Below are 17,321 nucleotides of genomic sequence, written 5' to 3'. Positions count from 1 at the left end.
GGATTCAGCGGAGGGTGGCCCGCGCGCTCGTGGCGATGCTCGCCAGGAGGAACAGGCCGTTGACGGCCCCGAAGAACAGCATCACGGCGGCCATCGACTCCGGCCACGCGAGCGCGACGGCGATGACGGCGACGACGAACCCGTAGTCGCGCACGAGCTTCACGAGCCGCACGACGATGTTCGTGCTCGTCACCATCGACACCGACGAGTCCTCTTTGGCCATCACGGCGGTGACGAGGTTCGTCATCCACAGGGCCGCGAACGCCGCCCCGCACCACGCGGGAACCCAAGGGGCGTAGGCGTCCGCGACGGCGACGACGACGGCGACGACCGAGGCCTGGATCGCGACGTCGCAGAGGATGTCGACGCGCGCGCCCGCGTCCGATCCGGTGCCGGTGACGCGGGCGAGCTGGCCGTCGGCGCAGTCGAGCATGTACGCGGCGTGCCACAGGACCAGCGCGCCGAAGGCCACGGGCCACCACGGCGCGCCGTCCTCCGCGGCCGGGATGTAGGCGATCACGGCGGCGCTGACGGCGAGGCCGAGCACCAGGTTGAGGAGCGTCAGGTGGGTCGGCCGCAGGCCGGTCCGCCATGCGGCGTAAGCGAAGAGCGCGCCGCCGCGCTGGTCGAGGTGCAGGGTCACGAGGCCGCCGCCGCGGTTGGCGGCGAAGAACTCGGCGGGCCTGCGGGACGGGCGCTGATCGGTCACGCGGCGATCCTATCGGGAAGGACCCGCAGGACCGGGTGGCCTCGGTCGCAACGCATCCGACCTGCACGGCGACGGAGCGTCGCCGGAGGGAACCCGGTTGTGTCAAGATCCCGACACCGCCGCGGCGGGCGACTCCCTAATATGAGCGCGACCTACACCATTTGGGACGAAACAACTTCTCCTTTGGTAGCCAGCGCATGACCAAGCGTCCTAGAGTTGATGGACGTTCGATTCCTGGGGAGGAACATATGGGCGACGAGGTGACCGGCTCTGCCTTGAAGCACTGGGATCACCCGGCATATTCGGCGAGACTCCAGGCGGGACGAGCGGCCCTCGCGCAGTTGCTGGCCGAGGAGCGCCTGGACCGGGGCAGGCCGATGACGGGTCTCGAACTGGAGCTGGACCTCGTTGAGCCCGACGGCGACCCGGCGTTCGCGAACGACGCGGTGCTGGAGCACCTGCACACGTCGGGCGAGGAGGACGCCCTGTACGGCGCGCAGCACGAGCTGGGGGCGTTCAACATCGAGCTGAACCTGCCGCCGCGGCTGCTCGACGGGGCCGGGCTGTCCTGGTACGAGAGCGATCTGGCGGCGGTGCTCGCGGAGGTGCGGGAGGCGGCCGGGAAGGCCGGGGTGCAGATCTGCCCGATCGGGACGATGCCGACGCTGGCGACCGACCACATGGGCGTCGACGCGCTGTCGACCGCGCGCCGGTACCGGATCCTCAACGAGGAGATCATGTCGCAGCGCGGGGAGGACCTGCGGATCGACATCCGGGGCGCGGAGTCGGTGGACTTCACGTCCTCGTCGATCGCGCCGGAGTCGGCGAACACGTCGGTGCAGTTCCACTTGCAGGTCGCGCCGGAGGACTTCGCGCGGTACTGGAACGCGGCGCAGGCGTTCGCGGGCGTGCAGGTGGCGACGGCCGCGAACTCGCCGTACCTGTTCGGGCGGCAGCTGTGGGCCGAGACGCGGGTGATCCTGTTCGAGCAGGGCACCGACACGCGGCGGGCGAACCAGCGGGCGGCGGGCGCGAAGCCGCGGGCGTGGTTCGGGGAGCGGTGGATCGGCGGCGTGCTCGACCTGTTCGACGAGAACTACCGGCACTTCTCGCCCCTTTTACCGCTGTGCGACGAGGAGGACCCCGCGGCGGTCGTGTCCGGCGGCGGGGTCCCGAGCCTCCAGGAGCTGCGGTACCACAACGGGACGGTGTACCGCTGGAACCGCCCGGTGTACGACGTGTTCCGGGGCAGGCCCCATGTGCGCGTGGAGAACCGGGTGGTCGCGGCGGGGCCGACGGCGGTGGACATCTGCGCGAACATGGCGCTGTTCTACGGCCTGGCGGTGCACTTCGCGGACGCGGAGGTCCCGTTGAGCGAGCGGATGGACTTCGCGCAGGCGGCGGCGAACTTCCGGTCGGCGGCGCGGCACGGCATCAACGCGGACCAGTGGTGGCCGGGCCTGGGCCTGGTCCCGGTGCGGCGCCTGGTGGTCGACGAGCTGCTGCCGAAGGCCGCGGAGGGCCTGTCGGCGCTGGGCGTGAGCGGGCGGGACGCGGACCGGTACCTCGGGGTGATCGAGTCGCGGTGCCGCCGCGGCGTGAACGGCGCGACCTGGCAGGTCGCGCGCGTGCAGGTCGCCGAGCACCGGCAGCGCCTCGAACGGCGGGACGCGCTGCGGGCCATGGTCCTCGACTACGCGGCGCGGTCCGCGGACGGGCGGCCGGTCCACGAGTGGGAGGTCTGAACCTCCGCGAGCCCCGCACCCGCGGGGATGAGCCGGGCCCGTCCGCGAATGGGAAAGGTCTGAACACGTGAGCGGCCGGGCCCGACAGGGCCCGGCCGCTTTGCGTTGCGGCGCTTAGGATTCGGCGTCGCCGGAGTCGATCTTGCGGCGGGTGCGCGCGGTGGTCTTCTTGGCGCGGCGGGGCTTGGGGGCCTCCTTGGCCTCCTCCTCCATGTCGACGGCCTTGAGCTCCTGCACCCAGTCGACGTCGGGGTTGGGGGTCTCGTCGCCGGCCTGCGGCTCCCATTCGGCGCGCTTGGCGGCCTCCTGCTTCGCGGCGCGCTCGGAGTCCTTCGCGGCCTGCTTCTCGCGGCGGGTGGGGCGCTTGGGCTTGACGGGCGCGGCGGCGAGGTCGGCGGTGGTGCCGTCGTTCGCGTCGTCGTACGAGGAGGCGGGGACGGGGACGGTCCAGCCGGGGACGGACTCGGTGAGCCCGTCGGTGCGCGGCGCCTCGGTCCGCTGCTCCGGCCGGTCGTCGATCTGCCCGCCCGCCTTGGGGAGCGCGCACACGATGAGGGAGCCGAGGAGCCCGGCGATGGCCGCGTAGGGGCCGACGAGCATGACCGCGAGGGACTCGGCGTTGTCGAGCCGCGAGGGCCCCGCGACCAGGTGCGCGACGGTGACGATGAGGGGCCCGGCGATGCCGGAGGCCGCGGCGATGCGGTACCCGGAGGAGGAGATGTGGCTGCGGCGCGCGAACGCGGCGACGACCGCGCCGATGACGAGCGAGCCCGTCACGAACGGGATCGCGATGGAGAACCCGCGGGTGCCCAGGAACGTGTCCGAGGCGGCCCACGAGCCCCACACGCCGAGCTCGGTGACGGGCGAGACGCGCTCGCCGACGTCCACGAACACCGCGAGGATCGCGAGGACCCACACGAGGGCCGCCGAGGCGCCGACGTTCACGGCGACCGAGCGGGAGGAGAGGCCGATGAGGGCGAGGGCGAACCCGACGGCGGCGCCGAGCCCGGCGGCGATGAGCGGGTCGGTGGGGAAGCCGTCGGAGACGGCGCCCTGCTCGGCGGAGAGGGCGACGAGCGGGCCGACGGCGAACGCCCCGGCCGCGGACGCGAGGACCGCGGCGAAGCGGGTGCCGGGGGTGGCGTGCGCGGAGGCGCGGGAGCCGATCGCGCCGGAGGCGAGGCCGCCGACGACGCAGGAGGCCGCCGCGAACCAGGCGACCCACGCGAGGTTGGCGTTCCAGCGGTAGTCGAGGACGGGGTCGGCGGCACCGGGGGCCGCGTCGGCCCAGGAGAGGAGCCCGAAGCCGTAGGCCAGGCCGAGCTGCGCGAGCGCGGCGAGGGCCGCGACCGCGAATCCGGCGCCGACGGTCTTCGCGGCGGATCTAGGTGACATACGTCGCACGCTACTGCGTGTACGCAATGGAGTCTCGAACGGCCGATCCGGTGAGCGTGAGACCGGTCGCGGCGTCTCACACGAGGGGAAACGGGCGGGCCCGGCGGGCGGGGATGCGGCTATGCTCGGACCGTCAAGGCCACCTGCCCGGTCGCCGTGCGAGATCATGCCGATCAGCGAGGAGCATTGCATGTCCGACGCCTACGAGGCCCTCACCGCGAACCTCGCGGCCGCCGACCCCGAGATCGAGCGGCTCATCGAGGCCGAGGGCCGCCGCGAGTCCGAGAAGATCCGCCTCATCGCGTCCGAGAACTACGTGTCCCAGGCGGTCATGGAGGCGACGGGCTCGATCCTGACCAACAAGTACTCCGAGGGGTACGCCGGGAAGCGCTACTACGAGGGCCAGCAGCTCATCGACCAGGTCGAGCAGCTCGCCATCGACCGGGCGAAGGCCCTCTTCGGGGCCGACCACGCGAACGTCCAGCCCTACTCCGGGAGCCCGGCGAACCTGGCCGTGTACATGGCGTTCCTGAACCCGGGCGACAAGGTCCTGGGCATGGGCCTGCCCGCGGGCGGGCACCTGACCCACGGCGCGAAGGTCTCGGCCACCGGCAAGTGGTTCGACGCGGTCTCCTACGGGGTCCGCCGCGACACCGGTCGCATCGACCTCGACGAGGTCGCCGAGATCGCCCGCCGCGAGCAGCCGAAGATGATCATCTGCGGCGGCACCGCGATCCCCCGCACCGTCGACTTCGCGGGCTTCAAGGCCATCGCCGACGAGGTCGGCGCGGTCCTCATGGCCGACATCGCGCACATCGCCGGGCTCGTCGCGGGCGGCGCGCACCCGACCCCGGTCGGGCTCGCCGACGTCGTGACGACCACGACCCACAAGACGCTCCGCGGCCCGCGCGGCGCGATGATCCTCGCGAACGAGGAGCATGCGAAGGCGATCGACAAGGCCGTCTTCCCTGGCCTCCAGGGCGGGCCGCACAACCACACCACCGCGGCCATCGCGGTGGCGCTGCGCGAGGCCGCGAAGGACTCGTTCAAGGACTACGCGGCGCAGATCGTGAAGAACGCGAAGGCGCTCGCCGCGGGCCTGACCGCGCGCGGCTTCGACCTGGTCTCGGGCGGCACCGACAACCACCTGATCCTCGTCGACCTCACCAGCAAGGACATCCCGGGCAAGCCCGCGGCGAAGGCCCTGGACGCGGCCGGCATCGAGCTGAACTTCAACTCGGTCCCGTTCGACCAGCGCAAGCCCTTCGACCCGTCGGGCCTGCGCATCGGCACCGCTTCGGTGACGACCCGCGGCATGACCGAGGGCGACATGGACCTCATCGCGGGCTGGATCGACCGGGCCGTCGCCGCCGCGAAGGACGGCAAGGAGGCCGAGCTCGACGTGGTCGCGGGTGAGATCCGCGAGCACACGAAGGCGTTCCCCATTCCGGGCTGGAAGGCCTAGCGGCTCAAGCGAACCAGGGGCGCCCGTCCGGCCGGACGGGCGCCCTTCGCGCGTCCCGGGGGAAAAGTTCACCTCGGCTGCATCATTCGGGGCCGCCGCGGCGTCTAGTAGCCAAAGAGCCCCTCAGCGTGACCGACCGCCGGGGGCCGACGAGCTCCCGAGGAAACCCAGTCATGAACGCACCCTTCAATCGCCTGGCCGCGGCGGCCGGGGCCGCCGTCATCGGCGCGGGCCTGTTCGCCCTCCCGGCGTACGCGCAGGCCCCCGCCCCGGTCGACGTGGTCCACCCGAGCGACCACCTGATCACCGCCGACGACTCGGAGCACGCGGGCTCGCTCACCATCGTGTTCGGCGACGACTTCGCCGAAGGCGAGCACGACGTCACCGCCGTGTTCAGCCTCGCGCCCGACACCGGCGTCTACTACTGGGCCGACAACGACCCGTCGTACGGCGGCTGCGGCCCCGACGCGACCACCGCTCTCCTCCACTGCGAGGCCGAGGACGCGGGCCGCACCGTCGACTTCTCCTACTGGTACGCGGCCGAGACCGGCGCCGACCCCGGCTCCCACCCGTACACGATCACGATCGCCGTCGACGGCGAGACCGTCCAGGTCGTGGACGAGACGATGGGCGTCGCCGCCCCCGGCGGCGAACGCTCCTACTGGCACAGCAACATCGCCTTCGACCCGGTCGAGCCCGGCTCCGCCGTCCAGGTGAGCCCCGAGTTCCTCCAGAGCGGACCGCTGCCCGCGGACACGGCCGCCGTCGTGGTCACCGTCAGCGGCTCCGACTACCTCTCGAACGGCCTGACGCGGCCGGCCGCGGACTTCGACAACTGCGTCGCCGAGGAGTACCCGGCGGTCCACTGCGTGGTCACCGACTTCCCCGACGAGGCAGGCAGGGCGTTCACGTTCAGCGACCCGGTCGGCATCGACGTGGACGCCGCCGCCCCGGGCCCGATGACCCTGTGCGGCTGCTCCTTCTCCGTCGAGGCGATCAACCAGGACCTGCTCGACGAGCGGTTCGGCGGCGTCTTCTGGGACGAAGGCGCCGCGGACCTGTTCGGCATCGAACCGGTCGCCGACCCCGAGTCGGAGTTCCTCGACTCCCCAGCCGGGTACATCGACATCGCCACCGCCAGGCACTACTACGACCTGGCCGTCGCCGACGGGACCATCGAGAGCGGCGAGGTCACGACCACCGTCACCGTCCGGAACCTCGGCACGGCCGCCGCCCCTCCGGTGTTCGACGGCCCCGGCTCGTACGCGCTCATCGTGGACCTGCCCGCCGGAGTCGAGCCGGTCGGGGCCGCCGCGGTCGGCGAGTGGTCGTACTGCGAGGACGACGCCGCGGACAACCCCCTCTTCCTCGACACGATGCCTGCCGCCGACCTGGACGGCGCGGACGTCGTCTGCATCTTCCAGTCCCTCGGCCCCGAGAGCGACCTCGCGTTCGAGCTCACCGTGAAGGCGACCGGCCCGGGCGCGGGCGCCGACGGGTCCGTGCAGGTCGTCGCGTTCGGCGACCACGACTACCCGGGCCGCCTCGACGCCGACGAGGGCAACAACAGCGCGGACCTGACGCTGAACGGCGCGGGCTCGGGGCAGCTCCCGAAGACCGGCTCGTCCCTGACGTGGATCCTCGCCGGGGCGGCCGCCGCACTCGTGATCGGGATCGTGCTGTTCGCCGTCTCCCGGCGCCGCAGGGGCGATGACACGGCCGAGGAGTCCGCGGAAGACCCGGCCGAGTAGGCCCGAAGGAAACCAGGAAGAGCGCCCGTCCGGCCGGACGGGCGCTCGTTTCGCAAATCTCCTCGCGGCCGGTGCGGTGCTCCTGGTCCTCGCGAGGCGGCGTTCACCTGCATAGACAGGCCCTCGCAAGACGCCGTGCAATCCCGCTTAGGTGAGGACGCGGGCCCCGGCCATCGGCCGGGGCCCGCTCCCGTGTCCGGGCGGACGAAACGCGCCGGGCCCGCAGGCCGGCGCGTCGCGTTCGGTGGGTTGAGTTGTGCAGTCGGGCGCGGCGCCTTGTGGGCGCGCTCGCCTCCGGGACCTAGCGGGCCAGGCCGGCGAGGGCGCGGCCCTCGACGCGGTCGGCCACGCGGCGCAGGGCGCCGGCGGTCGAGAGGCGGACCTTCTCGGGGCGGGTGACGCCGAAGACATACGGCTTGTCGGCCCGTCCGTCGTCAACGACCGGCGCGTTCGGCAGGGCCGAGGTGGCAACGGTGTTGGCGGCGTCGACTGCGAGGTAAGCACCTACGAACTCGTACATTGTGATTCCTTCCCGGCGGGGTGCGCCGGATCGTGGATCTTCTGAAGGGGGACCGCTCGTCGATGACGCCATTGTCGACGGCGGGGAACCGTCGCGATCGCCTTGGACCGCTTCGGGAGGCCGCTGGCGGAAGCGGTTCGGGTTCGCCGTTCCGGCTCCGCGTCTCCGTGCCTCTGGAATCAATGGTAAGCGCCTTCGTCCAGGGAAATCCAGGGATTTCGCGTGGGTCACATGTAGTCCAGGACACTGTCCACAAAGCACTTAGTTACCGTTCGGTTATCTTATTTCGCGGGCGTTTCGGAGCCCGCTGAAGGTACGCTGTCCGGATGCGGGACTTGGGAGTTCGCGTCGGGCACTGGACCGGCGAGCACACCGGCTGCACGGTGCTGCTGTTCGAGCGGGCGGTGCTCGCCTCGGGCGAGGTCCGCGGGGGCGCCCCCGCCAGCCGCGAGATCGAGCTCCTCGACCCCCTCCGCACGAACGCCGGGATCGACGCGGTCCTGCTCACCGGCGGCTCCGCGTTCGGGCTGGCCGCCGCCGACGGCGTCATGCAGTGGCTCGCCGAGCGCGGCCGCGGCGTCCCGACCCCCGGCGGCACCGTCCCGATCGTGCCCACGCTCGGCCTCTACGACCTCGACGGCACCGGGACCGTGCCCGGCCCCGCCCAGGGGTACGAGGCGTGCGACGCGGCGATGGCGCCGTTCGAGCCCGCGCTCGACGGCCCGATCGGCGCCGGGCGCGGCGCCACCGTCGGCCAGTGGCGCGGGGTCACGCTCCCGTCGGGGCTGCGCACGGCGACCGTCGCCGCCGGGCCCGTCGTCGTCGCCGCGCTCGTGGCCGTGAACGCGTTCGGCGAACCGGGCCCGCTCGACCGCGGGCTGCTGCGGCCGGAGGGCTTCGCGTCGGGGAGCTTCGGGCGCAACACCACGATCGGCGCGGTCGTCACGAACGCGCGGCTCGACAAGGTGGCGTGCGCGCTCGTGTCACAGGGCGCCCACGACGGCCTCGCGAAGGCGGTCAGCCCGGTCCACACCCGCATGGACGGCGACGCGTTCATCGCCGCCGCCACCGGCGCGGTCCCGGCGGACGTCGACGTCGTGCGGGCCCTCGCGGTCGAGGCGGTCGCCGAAGCGATCAGCGCGGGTGCCTGAACCGGGAGCGCCACGGCGGTTCTCCGCAAACCGGACACCCTGGGGACCCCCCGTTTTCAACGCTACGCGCGGCCTCCGACATCACCGCAGAGGCGACCAAAACTCGCAATGTAGACGGACCGCGTTAGGCTCCGGGCCATGAGACGCATCGGCGCCGCCATCGCGGCCCCACTCCTCCTCCTGGCCGGATGCACCGGTGCCGACGCCGACCCGCTCGGCCAGCCGCTCCCCGAGGACGGCGCCGACACGGAGGCCGCCGCGGGCAGCTGGCTCTACCAGCTCTCCGGCTACGAGGACGGCACGCTCGACGCCGTCGCCGCCGCACCCCAGACCACCGCGGTCGTCGACCTCGCGCGCGACGGCGGCGAGGGCTACTGGACCGCGGAGGAGATCGACGCCCTCCACGAGGCCGGGAAGACCGTCTACGCGTACTTCTCCATGGGCTCCATCGAGACCTACCGCCCCGAGTACGACGCCGTCGCGGCCGCGGACTCCGGTCTCGTCCTCAACCAGTGGGGCGACTGGCCCGACGAGTACTTCGTCAAGTACTGGGAGCAGGACTGGTGGGACCTGGTCATGGAGCCGCGCCTCGACCAGGCCGCCGCGGCCGGGTTCGACGGGGTCTACCTCGACGTGCAGAACGCCTACGAGGAGATCGACCTCGCCCTCGTCCCCGGCGAGACCCGCGACACGCTCGCCCGCAAGATGGCCGACCTCGTCATCGCCGCCGACGACTACACCGCCGACGGCCTCGCGATCCTCCCGCAGAACTCCCCCGAGCTCGTCGACCAGGACGGCTACCTCGACGCCATCGACGGCATCGGCATCGAAGAGCTGTGGTTCCTCAACGCCGACACCCCGTGCGACGAGGAGTGGTGCGCCGAGAACCTCGCGAACACCCGCGCCATCCACGACGCCGGAAAGCTCATCCTCGCCGTCGACTACGCCGCCGACCCGGCCAACAAGGCCGCGGCCTGCGCCCACTACGCCGAAGAAGGCTTCTGGGGCGCCGTCGCCGGAGTCGACCTCGACACGGTCTACGAACCGTGCCAGTAGACCTCGCCGAAGTCCTCCGGGTCCTCGTCGGGAGTTAAAAGGCCGCCCTTGCGGGACCGCTTCATCTGGTACATCGCCTGGTCGGCGGCCCACAGGGTCTGGGCGGGGTTGCCTCCCGCCGCGAGGCGCGCCCACCCGATCGACACGTCGACGGGCGTGCCCGGCACCGAGTACTCCCAGTTCTCGGCCGCCACGGCGACGCGGATGCGCTGGGAGACCGCGTCGGCGTCGTACTCCGAGGCGCCCGGCAGGACCATGATGAACTCGTCGCCGCCGGTGCGCGCCAACAGGTCCCCGGACCGCACGACGCTCGACAGGAGCGCCGCGAGCCGCTGGAGGATCGCGTCCCCGGCCTGGTGGCCGTGGGTGTCGTTCACCGCTTTGAACCCGTCGAGGTCGAGGACGGCGATCATGCCGTCGCCGTCGACGTCCGAGAGGAACGCGTCGAGGCGCCGCCGGTTCGGCAGGCCCGTCAGCTCGTCGGTGTTCGCCCGGTCGGCCCAGCCCGCGGCCGCGCGCCGCAGCTGGTCGTGGTCGACGAGGGCCGCCGCCGACGCGAGGTAGATCGTGTGGAACTCGTTGATCTGCTTGTACAGTGCGTACGTCGTGGCGTGCGCGGCGAGGATCGACGCCGCGTGGTCGCCCTTCGCCACCAGCGCGAGGGACCGCAGGTGCTGGGGCTCCATGACGCCGAGGGTCTCGTCGCCGATGTCGCGCGCCTCCAGGACCTCCAGGGCCTCCAGGCCCCGCGCCTGCGCGATGAGCCGCGACGCGCGCGCCATCGTCCGCAGGTCCATCGCCTCCACCGACGAGGTCTCCTCCGGCAGCAGGTGCTCCACCGACCACTGCTCGCTGAAGCCGAGCAGCGAGAGCCGCGCGAGCGCGTAGTGCACCCACTCCAGCTCCCGCGTGTCGAGGTCGTGCAGGTTCGGCTTGACGCGCCGCAGCTCCTGCCGCAGCAGGCCCGTGCAGGCGCGCGGGTCGCCGGTGTAGTAGCGCAGCAGGGCGTCCCGCACCCGGATCTCCACGCCCTCCACAGAGGACCTGGTGACCCCGGCGCGCTCGGCGAGCATGTGGCACTGGTCGAGCGAGCCCGCCGCCTGCTGCTGGTACCCGCAGTTGGAGAGGATCACCGCCAGGTCGTACCAGGCGTCGACGGCGGCCTGGCTCGCCTCGGTCATCGACCGCAGCGCGCGCGAGGAGAGCACGAGGCGCTGCGCGGTGAAGTCCAGGGACTTGATGTGGTGGTGGTAGTACCAGGCCGCGAGCGCGTGGTACTTCCCGTCGAGGCGGGGGTCGCGGCAGCGGGCGACGGCGGTGCCGGCCTGGTCGATGGTGCCGGGGATCTTGTCGATGGCGCGCTGGGAGATCTGGCCCTGGAGGATGAACAGCCACGCCTGGGCGCGCTGCTGGGCGGTCTCGGAGTTGTAGACGATCCAGGTCGCCTCGCTGACGGCCTCGGCTACCTGGCCGGACCGGACGAGTCCGCGCAGACGCCGGTACTGGTCGGCATAATCACGCGCTGACGTGAGCTCCCTCCGTGGCGTCACGCGTACTATCCTGCCACCGCCGCGCGGATATATCCAGTGCCGCAGGTCGCAGGGGGCGCACTGCGGGATATCGGATGGTCATGGGCGCGAAGCATTTCCGTCCGGCGGGGCGGACGGGGACCTAGCATTGGGGCAGTGCCCGAAATGGAAGGATGGTGGGCTTTGCTCCCTGCGTGTCCGTGCACGTCCTGCGGTGCGCCCCTCGCGGTGGCGCCGGGGGCGACGGTGCTGGCCTGCGACGCCTGCGGGACGTCCCTGCACGGGCGGCCCGCGGCCAAGCGGCTCGTCGACCCCGACTGGGCGGCGTTGCCGCCCAAGGCGAAAGCGAGCTACGCGGACGACACGCCGGAGCGGATCACCGTCCCCGACGCGGTGGTGCCGTTCAGGATCGAGCGGGCGACGGCGCGGCGGCTCCTGCGGGAGCGGGCCGGGCGGCGGTGGCTGGCGCCGCGGGCGTTCCGGCGGGTCGACGAGTCGCCGTCGTTCCGGGCGGCGTACCTGCCGCACTGGGTGTGGGGGGCGTGGACGCGCTCGCGGTACCGGGCGGCGCGCGGGGACTACCAGTGGTCGCAGGCGGGCCGGGCGGGCGCGCCGCGGGGCTCGCGGGTGCGGGGCGTGCGGTGGAGCCCGGCGGCGGGCACCGTGGACCGGGCGTTCTCCGACGTGTCGGTCCCGGCGACGGTGCGCGTGGACGCGCGGATGCTGGAGGACCTGGCGCGGGACTGGACGCTCGCGGACGCGACGGCGTTCGACCCGGGCCTGCTCGAAGGCCGGTGGGTGCAGCGGTACGACCTGGAGCCGGAGGTGGGCCTGGAGCTGGCGAAGGCGCGCATGGCCGCCGCGATCGAGCGGGAGGTGCGGGCCCTGGTCGGCGGGGACGCGCAGCACGTGCCGGTCATCGAGACCGCGTACGCGGGGCTGGGGTACCGGCTCGTGCTGCTGCCGGTGTGGCTGGCGTCGTACCCGCACCGGGGGCGGCGGCGGATGGTCGCGGTCCACGGGGAGACCGGCCGGGTGGTCGCGGACCGCCCATGGAGCGGAATGAAGCTCGGAATCGTGTTCGCGCTCGCGGCCGCTGTGGCAGGCGTCATACTGTATTCGCTCCTGTAGTCCCGTTTCGACCGGTCGCAAGGCCCGTCGGGGGAGTGCACGAGGCGGTTACCGGATGAACATGAACTACTGTTCGGTGAACGCAACCCTGCTTGCGGACCACGCGTGTTCCCCGCAGAGCGGGCCAGCCTCCCCCGGCTGCGCCGCGACACCCCACTTGTAGTTCCCGGGAGAGGCAATGGGCGACCCGATCAAGCACGCTGCGAAGGCGACCTCGCCTTGGTGGGCGAAGGCGATGGTCATCACCGGCTCGATGGTCATGGTCGTCGCCGGCGGCGGCGCCATCGCCGCGCAGGTGAGCCTCAACCTCGTCAACAACTCGGTGAACCAGCAGGACCTCCTGGGCGACCAGGGCATCGACGTGGAAGAGGGCGAGCCGATCAAGGGGCCGCTGAACTTCCTCGTCCTCGGCACCGACGAGCGCGTGGACGCGGGCGGCGAGGCCCGCACCGACGCCGACATCATCGTGCACCTCAACGAGGACCTCACGCAGGTGTCGATGATCTCCCTGCCGCGCGACCTGCTCGTGGAGATCCCCTCGGGCGTCCCCGCCGACGAGACGAAGCTGACCGAGGCGTTCGCGTACTCCGAGGACTGGGGCGAGTCGTTCCAGAACACCGCCGAGACCATCACCCACCTCACGGGCATCGAGTTCAACGGCGGCGCCATCGCGAACTTCGAGGGCTTCCTGGAGATGGTCGACGAGCTCGGCACGATCGAGCTGTGCCCCTGGCACGAGATCACCTCGATCCACACCGACAAGACGTTCCCCGAGGGCTGCGCCGAGTACGACAAGAAGGACGCCCTCGACCTGGTGCGCCAGCGGTACGGCTGGGACTCCGACGAGGACTACGCCAACGGCACCTGGGGCGACTTCGGGCGCCAGAAGATGCAGCAGCAGGCCATCAAGAAGATCCTGGAGCGGGCCAAGGAGCAGGGGTACGCGACGAACCCCGCGAAGGCCGTGGAGCTGCTGAACTCCTTCGGCGACGCGCTCACCGTCGACGTCGGCGGGTACAACCTCGTCGACATGATCACGCAGATGCGCGACATCGACCCCAACGAGATCCTCTCGGTCGGCACGCCGTCCTCCGAAGGCTCCATCAACGGCACGTCGTACGTCCTCATCCACGAGGGCACCGACGAGGAGACCGCCTCCGACGCCCTGTGGGACGCCATCAAGAACGACACCATCGAGCAGTGGGCCTGCGAGAACCCCGACTGGCTCTCCGGCGACTCCGCGCCCGACTGCTCGACCGTGACCGGCGGCACCACGTCGGCACCCCCTACCGACGGGGCCACCGAGACCGCCGATTAGCCTGGGGCGGGGCGCGACCGGGGGGCGTTACCCACCAAGCGTGAACAATTCGGTCGATGCCGTCCAGACCCTGGGAGAAGCATGGCAGTGAAGAGCGGCGCACCCTGGTGGGCCCACCTGATGATGTACGCCGGCGGCGTGACCATGGTCGTCGCCGGGGCCACCGCGGGGATCGCCCAGTACGCCCTCCACACCGCGAACAACACCATCGAGTCCGAGGACATCCTCGGCGACAACCGCGCCGAGATGGACGTCGAGAACATCGAGGGACCGCTGAACATCCTCGTCCTCGGCGTCGACAAGCAGGGCGGGTCCACCCGCTCCGACACCATGATCATGGTGCACGTCAACAAGGAGCTCACCGAGGTCTCCATGGTGTCGCTCCCCCGCGACCTCTACGTCAGCATCCCCGACTGCGGCCCCGACTGGGGCAACAACCCCTGCCAGCAGAAGCTCAACCACGCCGCGTCGATCTCCGACGACTGGGACGTCACGCGCGCCAACGTCGTGCAGACCATCTACGACCTCACCGGCGTCGAGTTCCACATGGGCGCCACCGTCGACTTCAACGGCTTCATGGACCTCGTCGACCTCGTCGAGGAGATCGAGCTGTGCCCCTGGCACGAGATCCAGTCCATCCACGGCGACAAGCGCGTCTTCCCCGAGGGCTGCAACTATTACAACAAAGAGGAAGCGCTCGACCTCATCCGCCAGCGCTACCCCTGGGACGACCCCGAGGACTACGAGTCTGGCCTGTGGGGCGACTACGGCCGCCAGGCCATGCAGCAGCAGGCCATCAAGTCGCTCATCAAGGAGCTCAAGGCCGACGGCTACGCCTCCGACCCGACCCGCCTCACGCAGGTCCTCGACGGCCTCGAAGGCAAGCTGACGATGGACATGCCCGACGGGCTCTCCACGATCGACCTCGCCCTCAACCTCCGCGACCTCAACCCCGAGGACATCACCTCCATCCGCGTCCCCGCGACGTCCCAGGAGACCGAGGTCGGCTCCTCCGAGGTCATCGCCGAAGGCGAGCAGCAGATCGCCGCCGACGCGCTCTGGGAGGCCCTCCAGAACGACACCATGACCGAGTGGATCGCCCAGTACCCCGAATGGGTCAAGCAGACCGGGAGCAACACCGGCCCGGCGACCGACGAGCCCACGGGCGACGGCGCCTCCGAGTCGACCACCGACTGAGGGCAACGCCGGGGCGCGCCCGCGGCGTCTCTAGAGTCGGAGCACTTCCCGACGACGCTTGGAGACGCATGGCCGGCAAGAGCGGCGCGCCCTGGTGGGCCCATTTCCTGATGTACGCGGGCGGCTTGACGATGGTCGTCGCCGGCGCGACCGCCGGGGTCGCGCAGTACGCGCTGGACCGGGCGAACAACACCATCGAGCACGAGGACATCCTCGGCGACAACCGCGCCGAGATGGACGTGGAGAACATCGAGGGGCCCCTCAACATCCTCGTCCTCGGCACCGACAAGCAGGGCGGCTCCACCCGCTCCGACACCATGATCATCGTCCACATCAACGGCGACCTCACCCAGGCCACCATGGTGTCCCTCCCGCGCGACCTCCTCGTCGACATCCCCGACTGCGGCCCCGACTGGGGCGACAACCCGTGCCAGAACAAGCTCAACCACGCCGCGTCGATCTCCGACGACTGGGACGTCACGCGCGCCAACGTCGTCCAGACGGTCCACGACCTCACCGGCGTCGAGTTCCACATGGGCGCCACCGCGGACTTCAACGGGTTCGTCGACATGGTCGACCTGGTCGGCACCGTCGAGATCTGCACGTGGAAGACCTTCCAGTCCCACCACACCGACCGCGTCTTCGAGGAGGGCTGCCACGACTACGACAAGGAGGCGGCCCTCGACCTGGTGCGCCAGCGATACCAGTTCTACGACACGATCGACTACGACCTGAACCTCTACGGCGACTACGCGCGGCAGAACTTCCAGCAGCAGGCCATCAAGTCGCTGCTGGAGCGCGCGAAGGAGCAGGGCTTCCTCCAGGACCCCGCGAAGCTCACCGAACTCCTCGAAGGCTTCGGCGACAAGGTGACCCTCGACCTCCCCGAGGGTGTCACGGTCACCGACCTCGCGGTGAACCTGCGGAACATCGACCCGAGCACCATGACGACGATCCGCGTCCCGGCCAGCTCCGAGCAGGGCACCGAACTGGGGGACGTCGAAGTCATCCACGAAGGGGTTGAAGCGGAGGCGGCGGCGTCCCTGTGGCAGGCGCTCCAGGACGACACTCTCGACGCGTGGATGGCCGCGAATCCCGAATGGGTCAAGAGCGACGCGGCGAACCCCGACAGCTACACGGACGCGGGAACCGAGACGGAATCCGAGGGAACCGACTGAGCGGCTGAGGGACTGAGCGCTTGAGGGACTCCGGCGCGCTGCGGCTCCGATGCGGGATCGCTCCGGCGCCGCTCCGGCCGGGGCGCCTAGTCTCGGCTGGCGGCTTTGGCCTCGTCAGCCTCGTCGACGGCGTTCCACTCCCGCTTCGACGACCGCCAGCCGTCCTCGTCGTGCCCGGCGCGCCAGTACCCCGAGACCGACATCCGCTCGCGCGGCAGCTCCCGCTCGAACCGCAGGTAGCGGCGGATCTCGCGGACGAACCCGGCCTCGCCGTGGACGAACGCGTGCACGTCCCCGGCCGGGAACTCGAACCCGCGGACCGCGTCGACCAGCTTGCGCCCCAGGGTTTCCGAGCCGCGGTGGAGCCAGGTCACGGTCACGTCCCCGACGGACTTGAGCTGCTGCTCCTCGTCGGGCCCGTCGACTTCGAGGAACACGTGGGCCCGCGCCCCGGGCGCGAGGCTCTCGACGGCGGCGGCGATCGCGGGGAGGGCGCTGGCGTCTCCGGCGAGGAGGTGCCAGTCGGCGGTGGGGGCGGGCGCGTAGGCGCCGCCGGGTCCGGCGAAGCGCAGGAGCGAGCCGGGGCGGGCGTTGGCGGCCCAGGGGCCGGCGACGCCCTCGTCGCCGTGGTAGACGAAGTCGATCCACAGCTCGCGGACGGCGGGGTCCCAGCGGCGCACGGTGTACGTGCGGGTGACGGGCCACTGCTCGGGCGGGAGCTCCTCGCGGACCTTGGCGAGGTCGAAGGGCTCGGGGTAGTCGACGCCCTCGATCGGGAACTGGAGTTTCAGGTAGTGGTCGGTGAAGTCGCCGCACTGGAAGTCCGCGAGGCCCTCGCCGCCGAGGACCACGCGGATCATGTGCGGCGTGACCCGCTCGGTCCGCACCACTTCGGCGGTCCTGAGGATGGGGCTCCTGCGCTCACGACGTTCAGCCATTCGGGCTCCTTCGGTCAAGCGGCTCAACGACTCCATGCGGCAGGACCCCCGAGCCGCAACACCGGCCCCGCCTGGAGAAGCATGGTTAGGCGAACCTAACCCTCACCCCATCAGTTGTACCCCGCCGCCCCACCCGCATGCCCGCCGCGCCCGCCCCAATCTCCCCGACCAGAAGCCATTAGTAGGCACATCCACCCCAAAACCCCCGCCACCAGCACAGACAAAAGTTATCCACAAC

At 71.3% G+C, this 17,321-nt stretch carries 14 protein-coding genes; 9 read left to right on the top strand and 5 right to left on the bottom strand.

All coding sequences use genetic code 11. The annotated features are described in order from the left end of the window. Positions 1–4 precede the first annotated feature (4 nt). The gene (locus tag WA640_RS25755) at positions 5–709 is read right to left on the bottom strand and encodes a CDP-alcohol phosphatidyltransferase family protein (RefSeq protein ID WP_335991714.1); all 705 of its coding nucleotides are present in this window, start codon (positions 707–709) and stop codon (positions 5–7) included. Between the two features lie 248 nt (positions 710–957). Between WA640_RS25755 and WA640_RS25750 the strand changes: the two genes are divergently transcribed. Then, positions 958–2,454 (top strand): glutamate--cysteine ligase, encoded by a 1,497-nt coding sequence (locus WA640_RS25750; protein WP_335991712.1) that lies wholly within the window; start codon positions 958–960, stop codon positions 2,452–2,454. Positions 2,455–2,568: 114 nt separating this feature from the next. Here WA640_RS25750 and WA640_RS25745 read toward each other — a convergent pair whose 3' ends face one another. Beyond that, positions 2,569–3,849, bottom strand: a complete 1,281-nt coding sequence (locus WA640_RS25745; protein WP_335991711.1) for a DMT family transporter — start codon at positions 3,847–3,849, stop codon at positions 2,569–2,571. A 190-nt stretch (positions 3,850–4,039) separates the two neighbouring features. Between WA640_RS25745 and glyA the strand changes: the two genes are divergently transcribed. Both glyA and WA640_RS25735 read left to right on the top strand, forming a co-directional pair. Further along, positions 4,040–5,314 (top strand): serine hydroxymethyltransferase, encoded by a 1,275-nt coding sequence (gene glyA, locus WA640_RS25740; RefSeq protein ID WP_335991710.1) that lies wholly within the window; start codon positions 4,040–4,042, stop codon positions 5,312–5,314. Between the two features lie 173 nt (positions 5,315–5,487). Continuing rightward, entirely contained in the window at positions 5,488–7,065 is a 1,578-nt protein-coding gene (locus WA640_RS25735; RefSeq protein WP_335991708.1) for an LPXTG cell wall anchor domain-containing protein, read from the top strand. A gap of 301 nt (positions 7,066–7,366) precedes the next feature. On the opposite strand, the gene WA640_RS25730 is transcribed toward WA640_RS25735, so the two are convergent. Next, positions 7,367–7,585: a hypothetical protein gene (locus WA640_RS25730; RefSeq protein WP_106364218.1), complete on the bottom strand. Its 219-nt coding sequence runs from the start codon at positions 7,583–7,585 to the stop codon at positions 7,367–7,369. Between the two features lie 326 nt (positions 7,586–7,911). Between WA640_RS25730 and WA640_RS25725 the strand changes: the two genes are divergently transcribed. Then, positions 7,912–8,736: a P1 family peptidase gene (locus WA640_RS25725; RefSeq protein ID WP_335991707.1), complete on the top strand. Its 825-nt coding sequence runs from the start codon at positions 7,912–7,914 to the stop codon at positions 8,734–8,736. Between the two features lie 138 nt (positions 8,737–8,874). Next, positions 8,875–9,792, top strand: a complete 918-nt coding sequence (locus WA640_RS25720) for an endo alpha-1,4 polygalactosaminidase (protein WP_335991706.1) — start codon at positions 8,875–8,877, stop codon at positions 9,790–9,792. On the opposite strand, the gene WA640_RS25715 is transcribed toward WA640_RS25720, so the two are convergent. Further along, complete coding sequence (locus tag WA640_RS25715; protein ID WP_335991705.1) at positions 9,774–11,342, bottom strand: GGDEF domain-containing protein; 1,569 nt, start codon at positions 11,340–11,342, stop codon at positions 9,774–9,776. The genes WA640_RS25720 and WA640_RS25715 overlap by 19 nt on opposite strands. A 162-nt stretch (positions 11,343–11,504) precedes the next feature. Between WA640_RS25715 and WA640_RS25710 the strand changes: the two genes are divergently transcribed. The 4 genes from WA640_RS25710 (at position 11,505) to WA640_RS25695 (ending at position 16,145) form a co-directional block, all read left to right on the top strand. After that, positions 11,505–12,452, top strand: a complete 948-nt coding sequence (locus WA640_RS25710; protein WP_335991704.1) for a hypothetical protein — start codon at positions 11,505–11,507, stop codon at positions 12,450–12,452. A 178-nt stretch (positions 12,453–12,630) separates the two neighbouring features. Further along, a complete protein-coding gene (locus tag WA640_RS25705; protein ID WP_106364223.1) occupies positions 12,631–13,770 on the top strand; it encodes an LCP family protein in 1,140 nt (379 codons plus the stop codon). An 81-nt stretch (positions 13,771–13,851) separates the two neighbouring features. Beyond that, the gene (locus WA640_RS25700; protein ID WP_335991701.1) at positions 13,852–14,967 is read left to right on the top strand and encodes an LCP family protein; all 1,116 of its coding nucleotides are present in this window, start codon (positions 13,852–13,854) and stop codon (positions 14,965–14,967) included. 68 nt (positions 14,968–15,035) lie between these two features. Then, positions 15,036–16,145 (top strand): LCP family protein, encoded by a 1,110-nt coding sequence (locus WA640_RS25695; protein ID WP_335991699.1) that lies wholly within the window; start codon positions 15,036–15,038, stop codon positions 16,143–16,145. An 86-nt stretch (positions 16,146–16,231) separates the two neighbouring features. Here WA640_RS25695 and WA640_RS25690 read toward each other — a convergent pair whose 3' ends face one another. After that, positions 16,232–17,083: a siderophore-interacting protein gene (locus tag WA640_RS25690; protein ID WP_335991698.1), complete on the bottom strand. Its 852-nt coding sequence runs from the start codon at positions 17,081–17,083 to the stop codon at positions 16,232–16,234. Between the last annotated feature and the right edge of the window lie 238 nt (positions 17,084–17,321).

The organism is Glycomyces sp. MUSA5-2, from assembly GCF_037034145.1.
Lineage (GTDB): Bacteria > Actinomycetota > Actinomycetes > Mycobacteriales > Micromonosporaceae > Glycomyces > Glycomyces artemisiae.
Note: the sequence above shows the minus strand (reverse complement) of the source record. Positions and strands in the feature narration are given on the sequence as shown.